The following is a 17,564-nucleotide window of genomic DNA, read 5'->3' on the forward strand; positions in this document are numbered from 1 at the left end:
TCCAGCAACCTCCGGAATCGTGGCGGCCGTACGGCGGGCCGCCGATGGGGATGAGCCTCCTGTCGCCAGCGGCAGGGGCGGGTCTTGCGTGGCGTGGGCGTCAGGTCAGCGGGAGCCCTTCGGGTCGAGCGCGTCGCGCACGCCGTCGCCGAAGAGGTTGAACGCCAGGACGGTGATGAAGATCGCGAGGCCGGGGAACACCATGAACAGCGGGTCCGCCTCGTAGGTGGTGATGGCCGTCGACAGCATCTGCCCCCAGGAAGCGGTGGGGGGCTTCACGCCCGCGCCGAGGAAGCTCAGGGCCGCTTCGGTGAGGATGTTGGTCGGGATCATGAGCGTCGCGTAGACGGTGATCGGCGCGATCAGGTTGGGCAGCAGCTCCTTGCGGAGGATGTAGAGGCGGCCCGCGCCGAGGCTCTGGGCGGCCTCGACGTACTCGCGGTTGCGCAGCGAGAGCGTCTGGCCGCGGACGATGCGGCCCACGTACGGCCAGCCGAAGAAGCCGATCACGAGCACCAGGGCGGCGATGCGGACGCCCGAGCCGTCGAGCCCGAGGAGCTCGTTGGGCAGCACCGAGACCAGGGCGATGGTGAAGAGGAGCTGCGGGAAGGCGAGCATGACGTCCATGACGCGGCTGACGGCGGCGTCGACCCAGCCGCCGAAGTAGCCGGCGACGATGCCGAGGACGGTGCCGAGGAAGACGGCGAAGAGGGCGGCGAGGCAGGCCACGAGCAGCGAGATGCGGGCGCCGTAGACGATGCGACTGAAGACGTCACGGCCGTTGACGGGCTCGACGCCGAGGAGGAACTCCGAGCTCATGCCGCCGAAGGAGCCGATCGGCGTGCCGAACAGCGGGTCGATCTGGTCCTCGTGGAACTCGTCCGGCGGGTGGCCGAGGAGGCCGACGATGACCGGGGCGAAGAGGGCGACGAGGATGAGGAAGACCACGACGAAGCCGCCGGCGAGGGCGAGTTTGTCGCGCTTGAGCCGGGTCCAGGCGATCTGCCAGGGCGAGCGGCCCTCGATCGCCTTGCCGGTGCCGGGAGTGCCGGGGGCGTCGGGCGCGCCGTCGACGGTTGCGGTCGACTCGGCCGCACTCGTCTCGTGCAGTGGTGCCGTCATCGTGGTGAGGACCCCTCTCGGCCGCCGGTAGCCGGCCCTTGCCCGCCGCGGGTAGCGGCTCGGTGGAACAACTGCTGGGCTGTGGCTCGAACGGAGCCGAACGCCCGGTGTTCCGGGGAGTCTTCAATGTGTCCGCGATCACCCGCCAGACCTGGAGGTGAATGTTTGCGCAACCGTGATGCGGTGCTGTGACTTCCGTTATCCGGACGTCGTGATCATCTGAGCGGACCAACCGGGTCCCTCTTCCGCGCAATCGGACATGTCGCCCAACTCCTGCTTCGGCGTGGTGAATTGGGGCGAACGAAGGCCCCCGGAGCGGGACTCCGGAGGCCGGCGGTCCGGGCGGGACAGGAGGGCCGTCTCAGTATCCGGACGGCGCGGGGGGCGGATATCCGTAACCGGGCACGGACGCGGAACCGCGCCCGCCGTGGGCCTCGCGGTCGTAGAAGGGCCGGGCGTTCGCCCGGAGCCAGAGTGCCACGGGGTCGTACGCGTCGGAGAGGGCGACCGTGGAGACGGGCAGGCCCTCGGGGACGGCGCCGATCGCCTGGCGCATCATCGCCCGCACCTCCTCGACGGCCGCCGCCGAGGTGTCGTACAGATCGAGCCCGATGACCAGGTAGGGCGAGCCGAGCGCGGGCTGCACCCAGCCGCGGCGCAGCGAGCGGACGGCCGGGGTGCGGTGGGCGGTGTGCGTGAGCAGGGCGTAGAACTGCGGGATCTCCACGGCGGGCTCGCCGACCCTGAGCGGCCCCGCGGGCATCCGGTCCAGGCCGGTGGCGATCCGGCGCAGATCGGCCCAGGGGATGCCGACACCGCCGCCGGGGGCGTGCGGATTCAGCCAGACGCCCCAGCGGTCGGGGTAGAGGGCGCGGGCGATCTCCCGGCCCGTGACGCGCTCGTGGGCACGGTTCCAGCCGGAGGCCGCCAGCTCCTGGGGGGAGGTGACGCAGGGGGCGTAGCCGAAGCCGTCGACCTCCATGTTCCCGTACTGCGCGTCGGGCGACCCGGCCGAACCCTGCCAGAGCAGCATCCACACCTCGCCGTCGGCGAGGGCGTGGAGCAGCCGCTCGTACGCGTCGTAGCGTCCGGGCGCCACCTGGCGCAGCATGTGCTCGACCTGCCCGGCCGCGGCGGTGCCTGACGCGCTCACCCTGGGTTCCGCCCCTCTTGTCGTACGGCTCGCTCGAATCGGTTCAGCTTAGACAGCGGGGCGCTCACCCGGCGGCACGCCGGTAGAAGGGACGCACCCGCTCCAGCATCCAGTCGCCGACGGGGTCCTGGGCCATGTCGAGGAGGATGAGGTTGACGGGCCAGGCGACCTCGACGCGGCCCAGGGCGCGCCCGAGGGCGTCCAGGGGCGCGGTGCGGTCGACGCCGTCCAGGGAGACGAGCTGCACACCGATGAAGAGGGCCGGCTCGGTGCCCTCGACGCTGGCGAGGGTGCGGCGGGCCGTGGTGACGATCCCGGTGGCCTCGAACTCGGCGGAGGCGGCGGCGAGGAAGTCGACGGGGTCGTCCTGCCAGTCGGGCTCGAAGAGGCGGACGCGGCCGCCGCTGGCGGGGCCGTCGAGCGGGGTGCGGCCGACCCGGCAGAGTTCGGCCACGGCGGGCGGGGGCAGCGGGACGCCGACGGTGCCGCCGGGGTTGACGGCGATGCCGAGCTGGGGCGGCAGGCCGCGGGCGAAGTCGCGGGCGGGGGCGACGGTGAAGGACATGTGGGGGCCGACGCAGGCGAGGAACTGCTGCTCGGAGCTGAAGACGGGCACGTAGGCCGCGCCGTCGATCTCCATGGTGGCGAGGTCCAGGTCCGTGCTGTCGGGTCCGCCGCCGTTCGGCAGGGGCACCCAGACCGGGCTGCGGCCCAGCACCTCGACGAGCCGGCCGCCTGCGGCGGGGTCGCCCAGCGAGGCGGCCAGCACCTCTTCGAGCTCATTGCCCGGCCACGTCACATCCACGGTCCTGTGTCCCCTTCTCGCGCGGTCTGCCGCCCCCGGCCCGTCCCCGGCAGCACCCTAACGCCGCCCCGCCGCCGGTGTGGCCTGAAAGAAGGGTACGAGCGCGGGGGAGCCGCGCTCAGGCCGCCTCCCGGAAGCCGATCTTCCGCAGCGCGCCCGCCGCGTCCCGGTCCAGCAGGGTGACCGAGGCGCAGCCGCGGGGCAGGGTGCCCGCCGCGGCGGCGTCGAGGAGCCGGCCGACGGCCCGGCGGTGGCGGGCGAAGGCGTAGGCCGAGACGCCACGGCCGCGCTCGCGCTGGCCGGCCCGGGCGGTCTCCGGGGCGACGTCGAGCAGGACGAGGTGGAGGGCGCGGCCGCGCCGCCGCGCCTCCCGGGCGAGCCAGCCGCGCACCCAGGACTGGGTGCCGCAGTCGTGCACGATCACGCTCTCGCCGGCGCGCAGGGCGCGGCGCAGCCCGGCGTAGTGCGCGACGCGGACCAAGGGGCGGTAGAGGGCGTACGGCAGGAGGCGCGGCATCCGGGCCTCCCAGCGTTCGCGGGCGTCCTGGGAGTCGATGCCCCGGCCGTGCGCGGTCCGTCTCATCAGGGTGGACTTGCCGCTGCCGGGCAGGCCGGAGACGACCACCAGGTCACCGGCGGCGAAGGTGAGGGCGCGGGGGCCCCGGCCGCCGCGCTCCCGCAGGTCCCGCAGGAGCCGTCCCCTGCCGTGCGAGCGGGTCCGCGCGCGGGCGCGAACGGGCACCCGCTGGGGCGGTATGCCGGTGCCGGCCGCGAACGCGCCGGTGTGCTCGATCGTCATCGCTCCCCCTGTCGGGTCTCGGGAGACCCTTCCCCACGAAGTGTAAAGAAGCGGTAATCCCAGACAAGCGATTTGCCCCGCCGACACCACATGCAATGATGTGCGCGCCAGGCGCGCTCAGCGCCGTACAACCGCATACCGGCCGCTCGAATCCGCGCGGGAGAGTTCCGGACCGCCGAGCGCGTCCGGGCGCCGAAGGAGCAAGACCCTCCCTTGAATCTCTCAGGCCCCGTACCGCGTGGATGAGGCAGATCTGAAAAGCGGGACGCCCGGTGCGTCCCCACCCAAGGTGCAAGCCGAGGATGCCCTCGGTGAACCTCTCAGGTTCCATGACAGATGGGGAGGACGTCCTCGCCCGTCATGTGTTTTCGTCACCGATCACGCCCTTGGGACCCTGGAGCCACCCCATGAGCACTGCCCCCCGCCTCACCGCCCTCGACGCGCTCCATCGTTCGCTGGGCGCGACCATGACCGACTTCGCCGGCTGGGACATGCCGCTGCGGTACGGCAGCGAGCGCGACGAGCACACCGCCGTGCGCACCCGGGCCGGCCTCTTCGACCTCTCCCACATGGGCGAGATCACCGTCACCGGCCCGCAGGCCGTGGACCTGCTGGATCACGCCCTGGTCGGCAACATCTCCACCGTGGGCAACGGCCGCGCCCGCTACACCATGATCTGCCAGGAGGACGGCGGCATCCTGGACGACCTGATCGTCTACCGCCTCGGCGAGACCGAGTACATGGTCGTGGCGAACGCCTCCAACGCGCAGGTGGTCCTGGACGCCCTGGTCGCCCGCGCGGAGGGCTTCGACGCGGAGGTCCGCGACGACCGCGACGCGTACGCGCTGATCGCCGTGCAGGGCCCGGAGTCCCCCGGCATCCTCGGGCAGGTCACCGACGCCGACCTGGACGGCCTGAAGTACTACGCGGGCCTGCCCGGCACGGTCGCCGGGGTGCCCGCCCTGATCGCCCGCACCGGCTACACCGGCGAGGACGGCTTCGAGCTGTTCCTGAAGCCCGAGCACGCGGAGGGCGTCTGGAAGGCGCTGACCGAGGCCGGCGCCGGCGTGGGCCTGATCCCCTGCGGCCTGTCCTGCCGTGACACGCTCCGCCTGGAGGCGGGCATGCCGCTCTACGGTCACGAGCTGACCACCTCCCTCACCCCCTTCGACGCCGGCCTCGGCCGGGTCGTGAAGTTCGAGAAGCCGGGCGACTTCGTCGGCCGCAAGGCCCTGGAGGCCGCCGCCGAGCGCGCCGAGACCGCCCCGCCGCGCAAGCTCGTGGGCCTGGTCGCCGAGGGCCGCCGCGTCCCGCGCGCCGGGATGTCCGTGGTCGCTAACGGCGAGGTGATCGGCGAGGTCACCTCCGGCGCCCCGTCGCCGACCCTCGGAAAGCCGATCGCCATGGCGTACGTGGACGCGGCGCACGCCGCCCCCGGCACCGAGGGTGTAGGGGTGGACATCCGCGGCACCCACGAGCCGTACCAGGTGGTCGCGCTGCCGTTCTACAAGCGTCAGAAGTGACGGATTCGTCTCACACCACGTCCCACCACGCAAGACCCGCGTACATCCGCACTCCCCCGATCCAGGAGAATCAGGTCATGAGCAACCCCCAGCAGCTGCGTTACACCAAGGAGCACGAGTGGCTGTCGGACGCCGTGGACGGCGTCGCGACCGTCGGCATCACGGAGTTCGCGGCCAACGCGCTCGGCGATGTCGTCTACGCCGATCTCCCGGCGGCCGGCACCACCGTCACCGCGGGCGAGACCTGCGGTGAGCTGGAGTCGACGAAGTCCGTGAGCGACCTGTACTCCCCGGTGACGGGTGAGGTCGTGGAGTCCAACCAGGACGTGGTGGACGACCCGTCCCTGGTGAACTCGGCTCCGTTCGAGGGTGGCTGGTTGTTCAAGGTGCGCGTCGCGGAGACGCCGGACGATCTGCTCTCCGCCGACGAGTACGCCGAGTTCTCCGCCGGCTGAGACCGGGCCCGAGACCCCAGGGATCGAAACATGTCGCTTCTGAACACTCCCCTCCACGAGCTGGACCCGGACGTCGCCGCCGCCGTCGACGCCGAGCTCCGCCGCCAGCAGTCCACCCTCGAGATGATCGCCTCGGAGAACTTCGCTCCGGTCGCCGTCATGGAGGCGCAGGGCTCCGTCCTCACCAACAAGTACGCCGAGGGCTACCCCGGGCGCCGCTACTACGGCGGCTGCGAGCACGTCGACGTGGCCGAGCAGATCGCGATCGACCGGATCAAGGACCTGTTCGGCGCCGAGTACGCCAACGTGCAGCCCCACTCCGGTGCCTCCGCCAACCAGGCCGCGCTCTTCGCGATCGCCCAGCCCGGCGACACGATCCTGGGCCTGGACCTGGCGCACGGCGGCCACCTCACCCACGGCATGCGCCTGAACTTCTCCGGCAAGCAGTTCAACGTGGTCGCGTACCACGTGGACGACGCCGGCCTGGTCGACATGGCCGAGGTCGAGCGGCTCGCCAAGGAGCACCGCCCCAAGGTGATCATCGCGGGCTGGTCGGCCTACCCGCGCCAGCTGGACTTCGCGGAGTTCCGCCGGATCGCCGACGAGGTCGGCGCGTACCTGTGGGTCGACATGGCGCACTTCGCGGGCCTGGTCGCCGCGGGTCTGCACCCGAACCCGGTCGAGTACGCGGACGTGGTGACCTCCACCACCCACAAGACGCTCGGCGGCCCGCGCGGCGGCGTCATCCTGGCGAAGAAGGAGTTCGCGAAGAAGCTGAACTCCTCCGTCTTCCCCGGCTTCCAGGGCGGCCCGCTGGAGCACGTGATCGCGGCCAAGGCCGTCTCCTTCAAGGTCGCGGCCTCGGAGGAGTTCAAGGAGCGCCAGGAGCGCACCCTGGAGGGTGCCCGGATCATCGCCGAGCGCCTGGTCCAGGACGACGTCAGGGAGCACGGCGTGTCCGTGCTGTCCGGCGGCACCGACGTGCACCTGCTCCTGGTCGACCTGCGGGACAGCGAGCTGGACGGCCAGCAGGCCGAGGACCGCCTCCACGAGGTCGGCATCACGGTCAACCGCAACGCCGTCCCGAACGACCCGCGGCCCCCGATGGTCACCTCGGGTCTGCGGATCGGCACCCCGGCCCTCGCCACCCGCGGTTTCCGGGCCGAGGACTTCCGCGAGGTCGCCGACGTCATCGCCGAGACGCTGAAGCCCGGCTTCGACGCCGAGGCGCTGAAGGCCAGGGTCACGGCGCTCGCCGACAAGCACCCGCTGTACCCCGGCCTGAAGTAATTTCGTACGCTTTTGTTCCGCGGTCCGTCCGTGACCGTTCGTACGAACCCCCGGGGCACCGCGCACACTGGACAGTGGGCGCGGTGCCCCACCCCACGTTTTCCGCGCTTTTCTGCTCCACCCCGGCAGACAACGGCGTCTACCAGCCCCCACAAGGAGTCTCCCCGTGGCCATCTCGGTCTTCGACCTGTTCTCGATCGGCATCGGCCCGTCCAGCTCCCACACGGTGGGACCCATGCGCGCCGCCCGGATGTTCGCCCGCCGGCTGAAGAACGAGGGCCTGCTCGCCGGCACCGCCGCCATACGGGCCGAGCTGTACGGCTCCCTGGGCGCGACCGGCCACGGCCACGGCACCCCGAAGGCCGTCCTGCTCGGCCTGGAGGGCCACTCCCCCCGCACGGTGGACGTGGAGAGCGCCGACGCCGAGTTCGAGCGGATCAAGGCGAGCGGGCGGATCAACCTGCTCGGGGCCCACGAGATCCCCTTCTCCTTCGACGACGACCTGATCCTGCACCGCCGCAAGGCGCTGCCGTACCACGCCAACGGCATGACGGTCTTCGCGTACGACGACGAGGGCGCGCTCGTCCTGGAGAAGACCTACTACTCCGTCGGCGGCGGCTTCGTCGTGGACGAGGACGCCGTCGCGGGCGAGAACCCGATCGTGCCGGACGACACCGTCCTGAAGTACCCCTTCCGCACCGGTGACGAGCTGCTGCGCCTCACCAAGGAGACCGGCCTGTCGATCTCCGCCCTGATGCTGGAGAACGAGAAGGCCTGGCGGACCGAGGAGGAGATCCGCGCGGGCCTCCTGGAGATCTGGCGGGTCATGCAGGCCTGCGTCTCGCGCGGCATGTCCCGCGAGGGCATCCTGCCCGGCGGTCTGAAGGTCCGCCGCCGGGCCGCGAACTCGGCCCGCAAGCTGCGCTCCGAGGGCGACCCGGCCGCGCACGCCATGGAGTGGATCACCCTCTACGCCATGGCCGTGAACGAGGAGAACGCGGCGGGCGGCCGGGTGGTGACCGCCCCGACGAACGGCGCGGCCGGCATCATCCCCGCCGTCCTGCACTACTACATGAACTTCGTCCCGGGCGCCGACGAGGACGGCGTGGTCCGCTTCCTCCTCGCGGCGGGCGCGGTCGGCATGCTGTTCAAGGAGAACGCCTCGATCTCCGGCGCCGAGGTCGGCTGCCAGGGCGAGGTCGGCTCGGCCTGCTCCATGGCCGCCGGCGCCCTCGCCGAGGTCCTCGGCGGCTCCCCCGAGCAGGTGGAGAACGCGGCCGAGATCGGCATGGAGCACAACCTGGGCCTGACCTGCGACCCGGTCGGCGGCCTGGTGCAGATCCCCTGCATCGAGCGCAACGGCATGGCGGCGGTCAAGGCCGTCACGGCCGCGAAGATGGCCATGCGCGGCGACGGCAACCACCTGGTCTCCCTCGACAAGGTCATCAAGACCATGAAGGAGACCGGCGCGGACATGAGCGTCAAGTACAAGGAGACGGCCCGCGGCGGGCTCGCGGTCAACATCATCGAGTGCTGAGCGGTCCGGTCGCCCCCTGAGGCCCGGTGCCCCGGGCCTCAGGGGGCGAGCCAGTGCGGGTCCGGCACGACCGTCAGGAGCGCCGAGATCACCATGACGGCCCCCAGGACCCTCAGCTCGGTACGGGCGGGGGGCTGGGCGTCGCCGCCGGTCAGGAGCCGTGAGCGGGCGGCGAGGGCCATCAGGCTCGCCCCGGCGAACAGCAGCAGCTTCACGACCAGGACGCGGCCGTAGGCGCTGGCGAGCACGGCGTCGGGCGGCAGTCTGCGCAGCGTGGAGACGGTGCCGGTGACGGCGAGCGCCCCGTAGACGCAGGCGGCCATCCGGGCGTACCGGAGCAGCACCTCGCGCCCGCCCGCGCGCAGCCGCAGGGTGCGCAGCACGTGCAGGAGCGTGCCGCACCAGAGCGAGGCGGCGGTGAGGTGGACGAGGGTGAGCGCGGTGCCGACGCCGAAGCCGGGGGTCTCGGGGTGGGCGCGCAGGGCCTCGGCCCCGATGGCGACGGCCAGGGGCAGCACGGCCAGCGCGGGTCTGCGGGAGGCGGCGCACAGGGCCGCGAGGGTGAAGGCGTTGGCCGTGACGAGGAGCAGGCGGCCCTCCCGGAGCCCGTACACGACGGGGAGGCTCAGCCCGCTGACGGCGGCGAGGAGCAGCAGGAGGGCGGCGGAGGCGGCCGCCGCGAGGAGGGCGGCGGGGACGGACCAGCGGCGGGGCAGGGGGCCCGCCGCGCCGGCGAGACGGGTGCCGGCGAGCTCGCCGACGTGGACGGCGAGGCCGGTCAGGACGAGCAGGCGGAGCAGCGTGGTGGTGCCGGCCGCGGGTATGCGGAGTTCGCCGGTTCCGGTCTGGGCCAGGCCCGCGCCGAGGAGGGCGACGGCCAGGACGGCCGCGGCGGCGAGGACCGCCGCGGTCAGACGGCTCGGCGTACCGAAAGGTCCGGGAAGCGTCACCGGACGATCGTCACCGAGCCCCGGACGGGCGGCAACTCAGGTGGGTGCCGCCCGTCGGGGCGGGCGTGGTCAGGCCTTGCTGTAGTGGCCCCAGAACTCGTCCCAGGACAGCAGGCCGTCGCCGTTGTCGTCGCGCTGCTTGATGAGCGCCTCGGCGACCGTCTCGGTGACGTTGAAGTCGCCCAGCTGCGCCATCACGCTCTTGTACTCCGCGGCGGTGATGTAGCCGTCCCCGTCCACGTCGTACCGGTTGAATGCCGTGCGTGCCGACTCGATGTCCGCCACTGCTTCCGCCCCTTCATGGTGCTTCTCTGACGGGGGCCAGATTAGCGGGCGCGGTGCTGCCGGATGATGGGGGTATGAGCAGCGAGGTGGCACGGATACTGGCGGCGGCGGCGCGGGGGGAGTTCCCGCCGCCGGACGGGACGACGCGGGTGGTGCCGCAGCCGGGTCCGCGGGACGCGGGGGTGCTGGCGTTCACCGCGCATTCCGTGGTCTTCACGGACGAGGATCCGGACTGGGTTCGGGCGGAGCTGGCGGCCACGGCGGCGGACCCGCTGGCGGCGAGCATGAATCCGGCGTTCCTGGTGGCGCTCATGGCGCGGACGGGCCGGCGCATGCACACGATCGACCTGCTGACGGTGGCGGACGCGCTGCCCGGGCCGCCCCCGCTGCCGCTGCGGGAGATCGAGGACCCGGAGCATCCCCGGGTGGCGCGGGCGCGGAAGTACCGCGACGACGTGCGGGTGTGGGCGGCGGACGGCGGGGTGCTGATCCTGGGCCGGGCGGTCGGGGGCCGCTGGGAGGCGGCGATCGAGGTGGACGAGGCGGTACGGCACCGGGGGCTCGGCCGCGCGCTGGCGGTGGCGGCCCGGCACCTCACCCCGGGTGAGGTGGTGTGGGCGCAGCAGTCGCCGGGCAACGCGCGCAGTGTGCGGGTCTTCCAGGCGGCGGGCTACCGGCCGGTGGCCTCCGAGGCGCTGCTGGTCGCCCACTGAGGGAGTCCAGCATGCGGACGATCCCGGGAAACAATCGATGAACCGCATAGTCATTCATGGTTTGCAAGGTGGGTGCTGCATGTCACCAATGATTCATCGGAGAACTATGCACTTCTGCCCGATTATGAGCCGATAAGGTCTTTTGGCGGCAAGGCCCCCCGTCTGCCATAGTCGGGGACACGACCCCCATTGACCCGGGCGAGGTCGACCCGGCGACCGTGGACACACCCCTTTCGTCCATGGCGCCCCACCAGGAAGCCCCCAGCGCCCCATCACGGCGAACGGGGGCTTCCGTGCGTTCCGGAGCGCAGTCCCGGTGGGACACGGCCTAGCGGTCCGTGACGCGCATCTCGAACCAGGTGGTCTTGCCCCGGGGCGCGAGGTCGGCGCCCCACCGGTCGGAGAGCTTGTCCACCAGGAAGAGGCCGCGCCCGCTGATGTCGAGTTCACGCACGGGCAGCAGGCAGGGCAGCCCGCGCGAGGGGTCGCGGACCTCGATCCTGATCCGGCCGGGGCGGCGGTGCATCCGCAGGGTGAAGACCCGCGCGCCGGTGTGCCGGACGGCGTTGCCGACGAGTTCGGAGACGAGCAGAACCGCGTGCTCGGCGATCTGCGGGCCAAGGCCCCACTGCCGGAGCACCACGTACTGGGTGAGCCGGCGCGCCAGCCGCGCGGACTCGGGGAGGGAGGGCAGACCGACATCGCCCTCGGCGGGGTTGCCGTACAACTCGAGCGCTTCGAGGGCCTGTTCGTCCTCCACGGCCGGTGTCCACCGTGCGGCGACGGCGCTGCCGCCCTGCCGCGGTTGTTCCCTACCCTCCAGGCCCGCCATGCCCCCCATCATGGCCGCAGCGGGCGGCCTCCGGGTGCCGTTCCCCGGGAATCGGCACCTGGGGAGGGACATTTTCAGGACGTACCCCCGGCATATGCCGGGGGCTGTCCGTTCGGAGGCGTCTTATACGAACTTGGCCTTGCCCGGCCCCTCCTCGACGAAGCTCCGCATGCCGCGCTCGCGGTCCTCGGTCGCGAACAGGGCCGCGAACCAGGTGCGTTCGATCGCGAGGCCGGTGTCGATGTCGGCCTCCAGACCCTGGTCGACCGCCTCCTTCGCGGCCCGCAGCGCCACGGCGGGGCCCTGGGCGAGCCGGGCGGCCCAGGCGTGCGCCTGCTCGTACACCTCGGCGGCGGGGACGACACGGTCCACCAGTCCGAGGGACAGGGCCTCGTCCGCCTTGACCATCCGGCCGGTGAAGATGAGGTCCTTGGCGCGGGAGGGGCCGATCAGCCGGGAGAGCCGCTGGGTGCCGCCCGCGCCCGGGATCAGACCGAGCAGGATCTCCGGCTGGCCCAGCTTGGCGTTGTCGGCGGCGATGCGGTAGTCGGCGCAGAGGGCGAGCTCGCAGCCTCCGCCGAGGGCGTACCCGGTGACCGCGGCGACGACGGGCTTGGGGATGCGGGCGACGGCGGTGAAGGCGTCCTGGAGCGCGCGCGACCGCTTGACCATGGCCACGTGGTCCATGACCTGCATCTCCTTGATGTCCGCACCGGCCGCGAACACCTTCTCACCGCCGTAGAGGACCACGGCGCGCACGTCGTCGCGGTCGGTGGCCTCCTGGGCCAGCTCGCGCAGCCGGTCCTGGGTGGCGATGTCGAGAGCGTTCATCGGGGGGCGGTCGAGGCGGATCGTACCGACGCCTTCGGCGACTTCGAGATTCACAGTCATACCGGAAGGTTAGTGGGCGTTAACGGCGCGGGACCCGGTGCTGTTGCTCACAGCACCGGGTCCCGCGCGGAGGTTCAGGGGCGGACTACCTGATCCACTCCGACCAGTCCATGTTCCAGCCGTTCAGGCCGTTGTCCGGCTTGATCTGCTTGTCCTTGGAGTTCTTCACGATCACGACGTCACCGATGATCGAACTGTCGTAGAACCAGGCGGCCGGCATGGAGCTGTCGCCCGCGCCCCGGCGGTCCTGGAGGCCGACGCAGCCGTGGCTGACGTTGGCGGAGCCGAAGGTGGACGCCGAGGCCCAGTAGTTGCCGTGGACGAAGGTGCCGGAGGTGGACAGGCGCATGGCGTGCGGCACGTCCTTGATGTCGTACTCGCCGCCGAAGCCGACGGTGGCACCGTTCATCCGGGTCACCTTGTACTTCTCGCTGATGACCATCTGACCGTTGTACGTGGTCGTCGACGGGGCGCCGGCGGTGATCGGCAGCGTCTTGATGATCCTGCCGTCGCGCTCGACCTTCATCGTCTTGGCCTCGGCGTCGACGGTGGAGACCTGGCGGCGGCCGATGGTGAAGGAGATCGTCTTCTTCTGCTTGCCGTAGACGCCCGGGCGGCCCTCGACGCCGTCCAGGTTCAGCTCGACCTTCACCTTGGTGCCGGCCTTCCAGTACTGCTCGGGCCGGAAGTCGAGCCGGTCGTTGCCGAACCAGTGGCCCTCGATCCGCACGGCCGGCTCGGCCGTCACCTTGATGGCCTTCTCGACGGCCTCGGGGTCGGTGATGCCCCGGGTGAAGTTGATGGAGACCGGCATGCCGACGCCGACGGTCGAACCGTCCTCCGGCGTGTAGTGGCCGATGAAGGTGTTCTTCGGGACGAGGGTCGTGAAGGTGGTGTCCTTCGCCGACTCGCGGCCCTCCGCGTCCTTGGCGACGGCGTGGACCTTGTACTGCGTGCCCGCGGACAGGTGGGCGGTCGGCTCCCAGCTGGCGCCGTCCGCCGCGATCCTGCCCTCCACCGGGGTGCCCTTGGAGTCGGCGACGGTCACGGTGGTGAGCTTGCCCTGCGAGGCGGTGACCTTGAGGGCCCCGCTGGTGGCGACCGATTCGGCGCCGTCCTTCGGAAGGATCGACACGACGGCCTGGGAGGCGGCGTTGTCGGACCGGGCGTTGCCCCCGGCCGCCGGGTTCCCGCCCGCGGGGTCACCGCCGCCGCAGGCCGTCAGCGCCAGCAGCAGTGCCCCCGTCGCGAGGGCCCCCAGGCGGGCGCCCCCACGCCGCCTGCGCAGGCCCGCGCCCCCGACCGATGCCCCCGATATCGGCTGCCCGTTCACTGTGGTCGTCTCCCCTCGCACGGCCCGGCATCGCCACGGCCCCACCCCCGTGCGCAACCTGGCGTGCACACGCCCGCTAGATAATCACACCGCAGGACACGAAACTTCCTCGTGAATGTCACCGTTACGTCGCAGTTGACCTGCCGGTGGGCGGTGGGGCGCGGGGGGCCGGGGCGGCACGTCCGGGGAGCACGGGGAGGGGACGCGGGCGACGGGGCGTCAGCGCAGGGCGGAGCCGGCCTTCCAGCGCTTCCAGTCCATGTTCCAGCCGCCCAGGCCGTTGTCCGGGGCGACCTGCCTGTCCCGGGAGTTGACGACCTCCACCACGTCACCGACGAGGGTCCGGTCGAAGAACCAGCCCGCCGGGGAGTCGGGGCTGCCGCCCTTGTCGTCCCGCAGGCCCACGCAGCCGTGGCTGACGTTGGCGGTGCCGAAGGTGGACGGCGCCGCCCAGTAGTTGCCGTGCAGGAAGGTCCCCGACTCGGTGAGCCGCATCGCGTGCGGCACGTCCTTGATGTCGTACTCGCCGCCGAAACCGACCGTGGCCCCGTTCATCCGGGTCACGTCGTACAGCTCGGTGACGACCATCTTCCCGTTGTACGTGGTGGTCTTCGGCGCGCCCGCGGTGATCGGGACGGTGGCGAGGAGCCGGCCGTCCCTGCGGACCTCCATGGTGTGCGCGGCGGCGTCCACCAGCGACACCTGGGAACGGCCGACGGTGAAGGAGACCTTCTTGCGCTGGCTGCCGTACGCGCCCGGGGCGCCCTCGACGTCGCGGAGGGCGAGGTCCACGGTGACGACGGTGCCGGGCCGCCAGTACGCCTCGGGCCGGAAGTCGAGCCGTTCGCGGCCGAACCAGTGACCGGCGATCTCGACCGGCGGCTCGGAGGTGATCCTGATGGCCCGCTCGACGGCGGCCCGGTTCTCGATGGGCCGGCTGAAGCCGAAGGAGACGATCATCCCGGTGCCGACCGTGGAACGGTTCTCCGGCTTGAAGTAGCCGATGAACCGGTGCTCGGGCACGACGGTGGTGAAGGTGCCGTGCCGGGCGGAGCGGCGGCCGTGACCGTCGAGGGCGACCGCGTCCACGCTGTACTTCGCCGAGAGCGCGAGCCGGGTGCCGGGGCGGGGCCGCCAGCGCAGCCCGTCCGCCGAGATCGCGCCGGGAACCTCGGCCCGCTGGGCGTCCTCGACCCGGACGACGGTCACCCGTTCCAGGCGTCCGCTGTCCACCCGCACCTCGACCGGCCCCTCGGCGGGGACCCCGCGGCTGCCGTCGTCGGGGGTGATCCGGATGACGTCACCGGGGGCCCGCGCCTTGCCCGGCAGGGAGATGCCGGCGCCCCCGCCGCCGTCCGCCGCGGTGCAGCCCGCGGGGCCCGCGAGCGCCCCCGTCAGCAGTCCCGCCACCACGAGGGCGCGTCCCGCCCGTTTCCATACAAGTGCCATGCCCGGCCAACGACCGCCACCCTCCAGGGGAAACGTCCGTACGGGGCATGTTGGGAGCACGGCCGTGCGGGCAGAAGAGAGGGGAGAACGACGCACGGGAGCGGGGCCGGGACGCCACCGCTCCCGCGTGGTGCGGGCCCGACGGAGCCGCAGGAGGCCGGGACGTGTCGAGCGCAGCCGAGCAGGAGGCGGTACCGGAGCGTGCCCTGGAACGGGCCGGGCCGCCGGTGTGGCCAGGGACACCGACGCCCCTCGGGGCCCGGTGCAGGGTCGGCCCCGACGGGGTCGCGGGGACCAACTTCGCCCTGTGGGCGGGGGGTGCGGAGGCCGTCGAGCTGTGCCTGTTCGACGCGGACGGGACGGAACGGCGGCTGCCGCTGACGGAGCTGACGCACGAGATCTGGCACGGCTTCGTGCCCGGGATCGGGCCGGGGCAGCGGTACGGCTACCGGGTGCACGGCCGCTGGGACCCGTGGACGGGTGCCCGCTGGAACCCGGCGAAGCTGCTGCTCGACCCGTACGCCCGCGCGGTCGACGGCGAGTTCTCGCTGCCCGCCGAGGTGTACGGGCACGTACGGGACTGGCCGCAGCAGCACGTGGCCGACACCGTGCGCGACGAGCGGGACTCGGCGCCGTTCGTGCCGAAGGGGGTGGTGGTCCAGGACGACGACGACTGGTCGGACGACCGCAGGCCCAAGACGCCCTGGCCGGACTCGGTCATCTACGAACTGCACGTGAAGGGGTTCACCCGACTGCACCCGGGCGTGCCCGAGCACCTGCGCGGCACGTACGCGGGCCTCGCGCACCCGGCGGCGATCGAGCACCTCGTACGGCTCGGGGTGACGGCGGTCGAGCTGCTGCCGGTGCACCAGTTCGCGCACGAGGACCACCTGCTGCGGCGGGGGCTGCGCAACTACTGGGGCTACAACTCGATCGGCTACTTCGCCCCGCACGCCGGGTACTCCGCGTCCGGGACGGCCGGGCAGCAGGTGGGCGAGTTCAAGCGGATGGTGCGGGCCCTGCACGCGGCCGGCATCGAGGTCATCCTCGACGTCGTCTACAACCACACGGCGGAGGCGGGTGAGCTGGGTCCCACCCTCTCCCTGAAGGGCATCGACAACCGGGGCTACTACCGGCTCCAGTCCGACGCGCGGCGGTACGCCGACTACACCGGCTGCGGGAACACGCTGCACGTGGTGCAGCCGCAGGTGCTGCGGCTCATCACCGACTCGCTGCGGTACTGGGTGACGGAGATGGGCGTCGACGGCTTCCGCTTCGACCTGGCGGCGGCGCTCGCGCGTTCCTTCCACGACGTCGACATGCTCTCGCCGTTCCTGGCGGTGATCGCCCAGGACCCGGTGCTGCGGCGGGTGAAGCTGATCGCCGAGCCGTGGGACGTGGGCAACGGCGGCTACCAGGTGGGCGCGTTCCCGCCGCTGTGGACCGAGTGGAACGACCACTACCGGGACACGGTGCGGGACTTCTGGCGCGGCGCGCTGCCGGACGTGCGGGACCTCGGCTACCGGCTGTCCGGCTCCAGCGACCTCTACGCCTGGGGCGGGCGGCGGCCGTACGCCTCCGTCAACTTCGTCACCGCGCACGACGGCTTCACCCTGCGCGACCTCGTCACGTACGAGCGGAAGCACAACGAGGCCAACGGTGAGGGCAACCGGGACGGTACGCACGACAACCGGTCCTGGAACTGCGGTGCGGAGGGCGAGACCGACGATCCGGAGGTCAACGCCCTGCGCCTGCGGCAGCTGCGGAACCTCCTCACCACGCTGCTGCTGTCGACCGGTGTGCCGATGCTCGTGGCGGGCGACGAGATGGGCCGCACGCAGGGCGGCAACAACAACGCCTACTGCCAGGACAACGAGATCGGCTGGCTCGACTGGACGCTGCCCGAGGACCCGGGCCGGGCGCAGCTCCTCGCGCTCACCCGGCGGCTGCTGGACCTGCGCCACCGGCATCCGGTGCTGCGCCGCAGGGCCTTCTTCTCCGGCCGGCCGCAGCGGGCGGACGGGCTGCGGGACCTGGCCTGGTTCGGCGCGGACGGCACGGAGATGACCGAGGGCGACTGGTACGCGCCCTCGGCCACGCTCGGGCTGTACCTGTCGGGCCGCGACATCCCGGGCCGGGACGACCGGGGCGAGCGGATCACCGACGACAGCTTCCTCGCCGTGCTGCACGCGGGGGCCGAGCCGCTGGAGTTCCGGCTGCCCGGGCCGCCGTGGGCCGCGTCGTACGAGCTCGTCCTCGACACCGCCCGGGAGGACCAGTCCGCGGCGCCGGCGACCCGGCACGCGGGCGGGGGGACGCTCACCGTGGGGGCGCGGTCGGTGGTGCTGCTGCGGGTGGGCGACTGAGGAACGGGGGCGGCGCCGGGCCCGGCGCCGCCCCCGTTCGCGGGGCGGACGGTGCCGGCCG

Annotated in this window: 16 protein-coding genes and 1 riboswitch; of the genes, 6 read left to right on the top strand and 10 right to left on the bottom strand. The window is 72.3% G+C overall.

Annotated features, from left to right (window positions below):
* Nucleotides 1–105 precede the first annotated feature (105 nt).
* The 4 genes from ACFY60_RS01150 to ACFY60_RS01165 form a co-directional block, all read right to left on the bottom strand.
* Nucleotides 106–1,122, bottom strand: coding sequence for an ABC transporter permease (locus ACFY60_RS01150; protein ID WP_388607814.1), 1,017 nt, complete (start codon nucleotides 1,120–1,122; stop codon nucleotides 106–108).
* 361 nt (nucleotides 1,123–1,483) lie between these two features.
* Nucleotides 1,484–2,275, bottom strand: coding sequence for an enhanced serine sensitivity protein SseB C-terminal domain-containing protein (locus tag ACFY60_RS01155; RefSeq protein WP_388607812.1), 792 nt, complete (start codon nucleotides 2,273–2,275; stop codon nucleotides 1,484–1,486).
* A 64-nt stretch (nucleotides 2,276–2,339) separates the two neighbouring features.
* Entirely contained in the window at nucleotides 2,340–3,080 is a 741-nt protein-coding gene (locus ACFY60_RS01160; protein ID WP_388607810.1) for an enhanced serine sensitivity protein SseB, read from the bottom strand.
* A 118-nt stretch (nucleotides 3,081–3,198) separates the two neighbouring features.
* Complete coding sequence (locus tag ACFY60_RS01165; protein WP_388607807.1) at nucleotides 3,199–3,879, bottom strand: AAA family ATPase; 681 nt, start codon at nucleotides 3,877–3,879, stop codon at nucleotides 3,199–3,201.
* 147 nt (nucleotides 3,880–4,026) lie between these two features.
* Nucleotides 4,027–4,126, top strand: a riboswitch (glycine riboswitch).
* A gap of 160 nt (nucleotides 4,127–4,286) precedes the next feature.
* Here ACFY60_RS01165 and gcvT point away from each other — a divergent pair.
* The 4 genes from gcvT (at nucleotide 4,287) to ACFY60_RS01185 (ending at nucleotide 8,684) form a co-directional block, all read left to right on the top strand.
* On the top strand, nucleotides 4,287–5,402 hold the full coding sequence (gene gcvT, locus ACFY60_RS01170; RefSeq protein WP_388607805.1) for a glycine cleavage system aminomethyltransferase GcvT: 1,116 nt from the start codon (nucleotides 4,287–4,289) through the stop codon (nucleotides 5,400–5,402).
* A gap of 77 nt (nucleotides 5,403–5,479) precedes the next feature.
* Complete coding sequence (gene gcvH, locus ACFY60_RS01175; RefSeq protein ID WP_309051904.1) at nucleotides 5,480–5,857, top strand: glycine cleavage system protein GcvH; 378 nt, start codon at nucleotides 5,480–5,482, stop codon at nucleotides 5,855–5,857.
* Between the two features lie 30 nt (nucleotides 5,858–5,887).
* Nucleotides 5,888–7,147 carry a serine hydroxymethyltransferase gene (gene glyA, locus ACFY60_RS01180; protein WP_309051905.1) on the top strand — a complete coding sequence of 420 codons (1,260 nt, stop codon included), beginning with the start codon at nucleotides 5,888–5,890 and terminating at the stop codon, nucleotides 7,145–7,147.
* A 166-nt stretch (nucleotides 7,148–7,313) separates the two neighbouring features.
* Nucleotides 7,314–8,684, top strand: coding sequence for an L-serine ammonia-lyase (locus ACFY60_RS01185; protein WP_388607803.1), 1,371 nt, complete (start codon nucleotides 7,314–7,316; stop codon nucleotides 8,682–8,684).
* Nucleotides 8,685–8,722: 38 nt separating this feature from the next.
* Here the strand turns inward: ACFY60_RS01185 and ACFY60_RS01190 are convergent, their stop codons facing one another.
* On the bottom strand, nucleotides 8,723–9,634 hold the full coding sequence (locus ACFY60_RS01190) for a CopD family protein (RefSeq protein ID WP_388607801.1): 912 nt from the start codon (nucleotides 9,632–9,634) through the stop codon (nucleotides 8,723–8,725).
* A 69-nt stretch (nucleotides 9,635–9,703) separates the two neighbouring features.
* Nucleotides 9,704–9,919 (bottom strand): EF-hand domain-containing protein, encoded by a 216-nt coding sequence (locus ACFY60_RS01195; protein WP_388607800.1) that lies wholly within the window; start codon nucleotides 9,917–9,919, stop codon nucleotides 9,704–9,706.
* Between the two features lie 74 nt (nucleotides 9,920–9,993).
* On the opposite strand from ACFY60_RS01195, the gene ACFY60_RS01200 reads away from it, so the two are divergent.
* Complete coding sequence (locus tag ACFY60_RS01200) at nucleotides 9,994–10,632, top strand: GNAT family N-acetyltransferase (protein ID WP_388607798.1); 639 nt, start codon at nucleotides 9,994–9,996, stop codon at nucleotides 10,630–10,632.
* A gap of 328 nt (nucleotides 10,633–10,960) precedes the next feature.
* Here ACFY60_RS01200 and ACFY60_RS01205 read toward each other — a convergent pair whose 3' ends face one another.
* The 4 genes from ACFY60_RS01205 to ACFY60_RS01220 form a co-directional block, all read right to left on the bottom strand.
* Nucleotides 10,961–11,464 (bottom strand): ATP-binding protein, encoded by a 504-nt coding sequence (locus ACFY60_RS01205; protein ID WP_309050852.1) that lies wholly within the window; start codon nucleotides 11,462–11,464, stop codon nucleotides 10,961–10,963.
* Between the two features lie 123 nt (nucleotides 11,465–11,587).
* Nucleotides 11,588–12,355, bottom strand: coding sequence for an enoyl-CoA hydratase/isomerase family protein (locus ACFY60_RS01210; protein ID WP_388607796.1), 768 nt, complete (start codon nucleotides 12,353–12,355; stop codon nucleotides 11,588–11,590).
* 85 nt (nucleotides 12,356–12,440) lie between these two features.
* Nucleotides 12,441–13,688, bottom strand: coding sequence for an Ig-like domain-containing protein (locus tag ACFY60_RS01215; RefSeq protein ID WP_388607794.1), 1,248 nt, complete (start codon nucleotides 13,686–13,688; stop codon nucleotides 12,441–12,443).
* Between the two features lie 219 nt (nucleotides 13,689–13,907).
* Nucleotides 13,908–15,137: an Ig-like domain-containing protein gene (locus tag ACFY60_RS01220; protein ID WP_388607792.1), complete on the bottom strand. Its 1,230-nt coding sequence runs from the start codon at nucleotides 15,135–15,137 to the stop codon at nucleotides 13,908–13,910.
* Nucleotides 15,138–15,301: 164 nt separating this feature from the next.
* On the opposite strand from ACFY60_RS01220, the gene glgX reads away from it, so the two are divergent.
* Nucleotides 15,302–17,503, top strand: a complete 2,202-nt coding sequence (glgX, locus tag ACFY60_RS01225; protein WP_388607790.1) for a glycogen debranching protein GlgX — start codon at nucleotides 15,302–15,304, stop codon at nucleotides 17,501–17,503.
* The last annotated feature ends 61 nt before the right edge of the window (nucleotides 17,504–17,564 follow it).

Origin of the sequence: Streptomyces sp. NPDC012827, assembly GCF_042900905.1 — a bacterium.
Classification (GTDB): domain Bacteria; phylum Actinomycetota; class Actinomycetes; order Streptomycetales; family Streptomycetaceae; genus Streptomyces; species Streptomyces gulbargensis.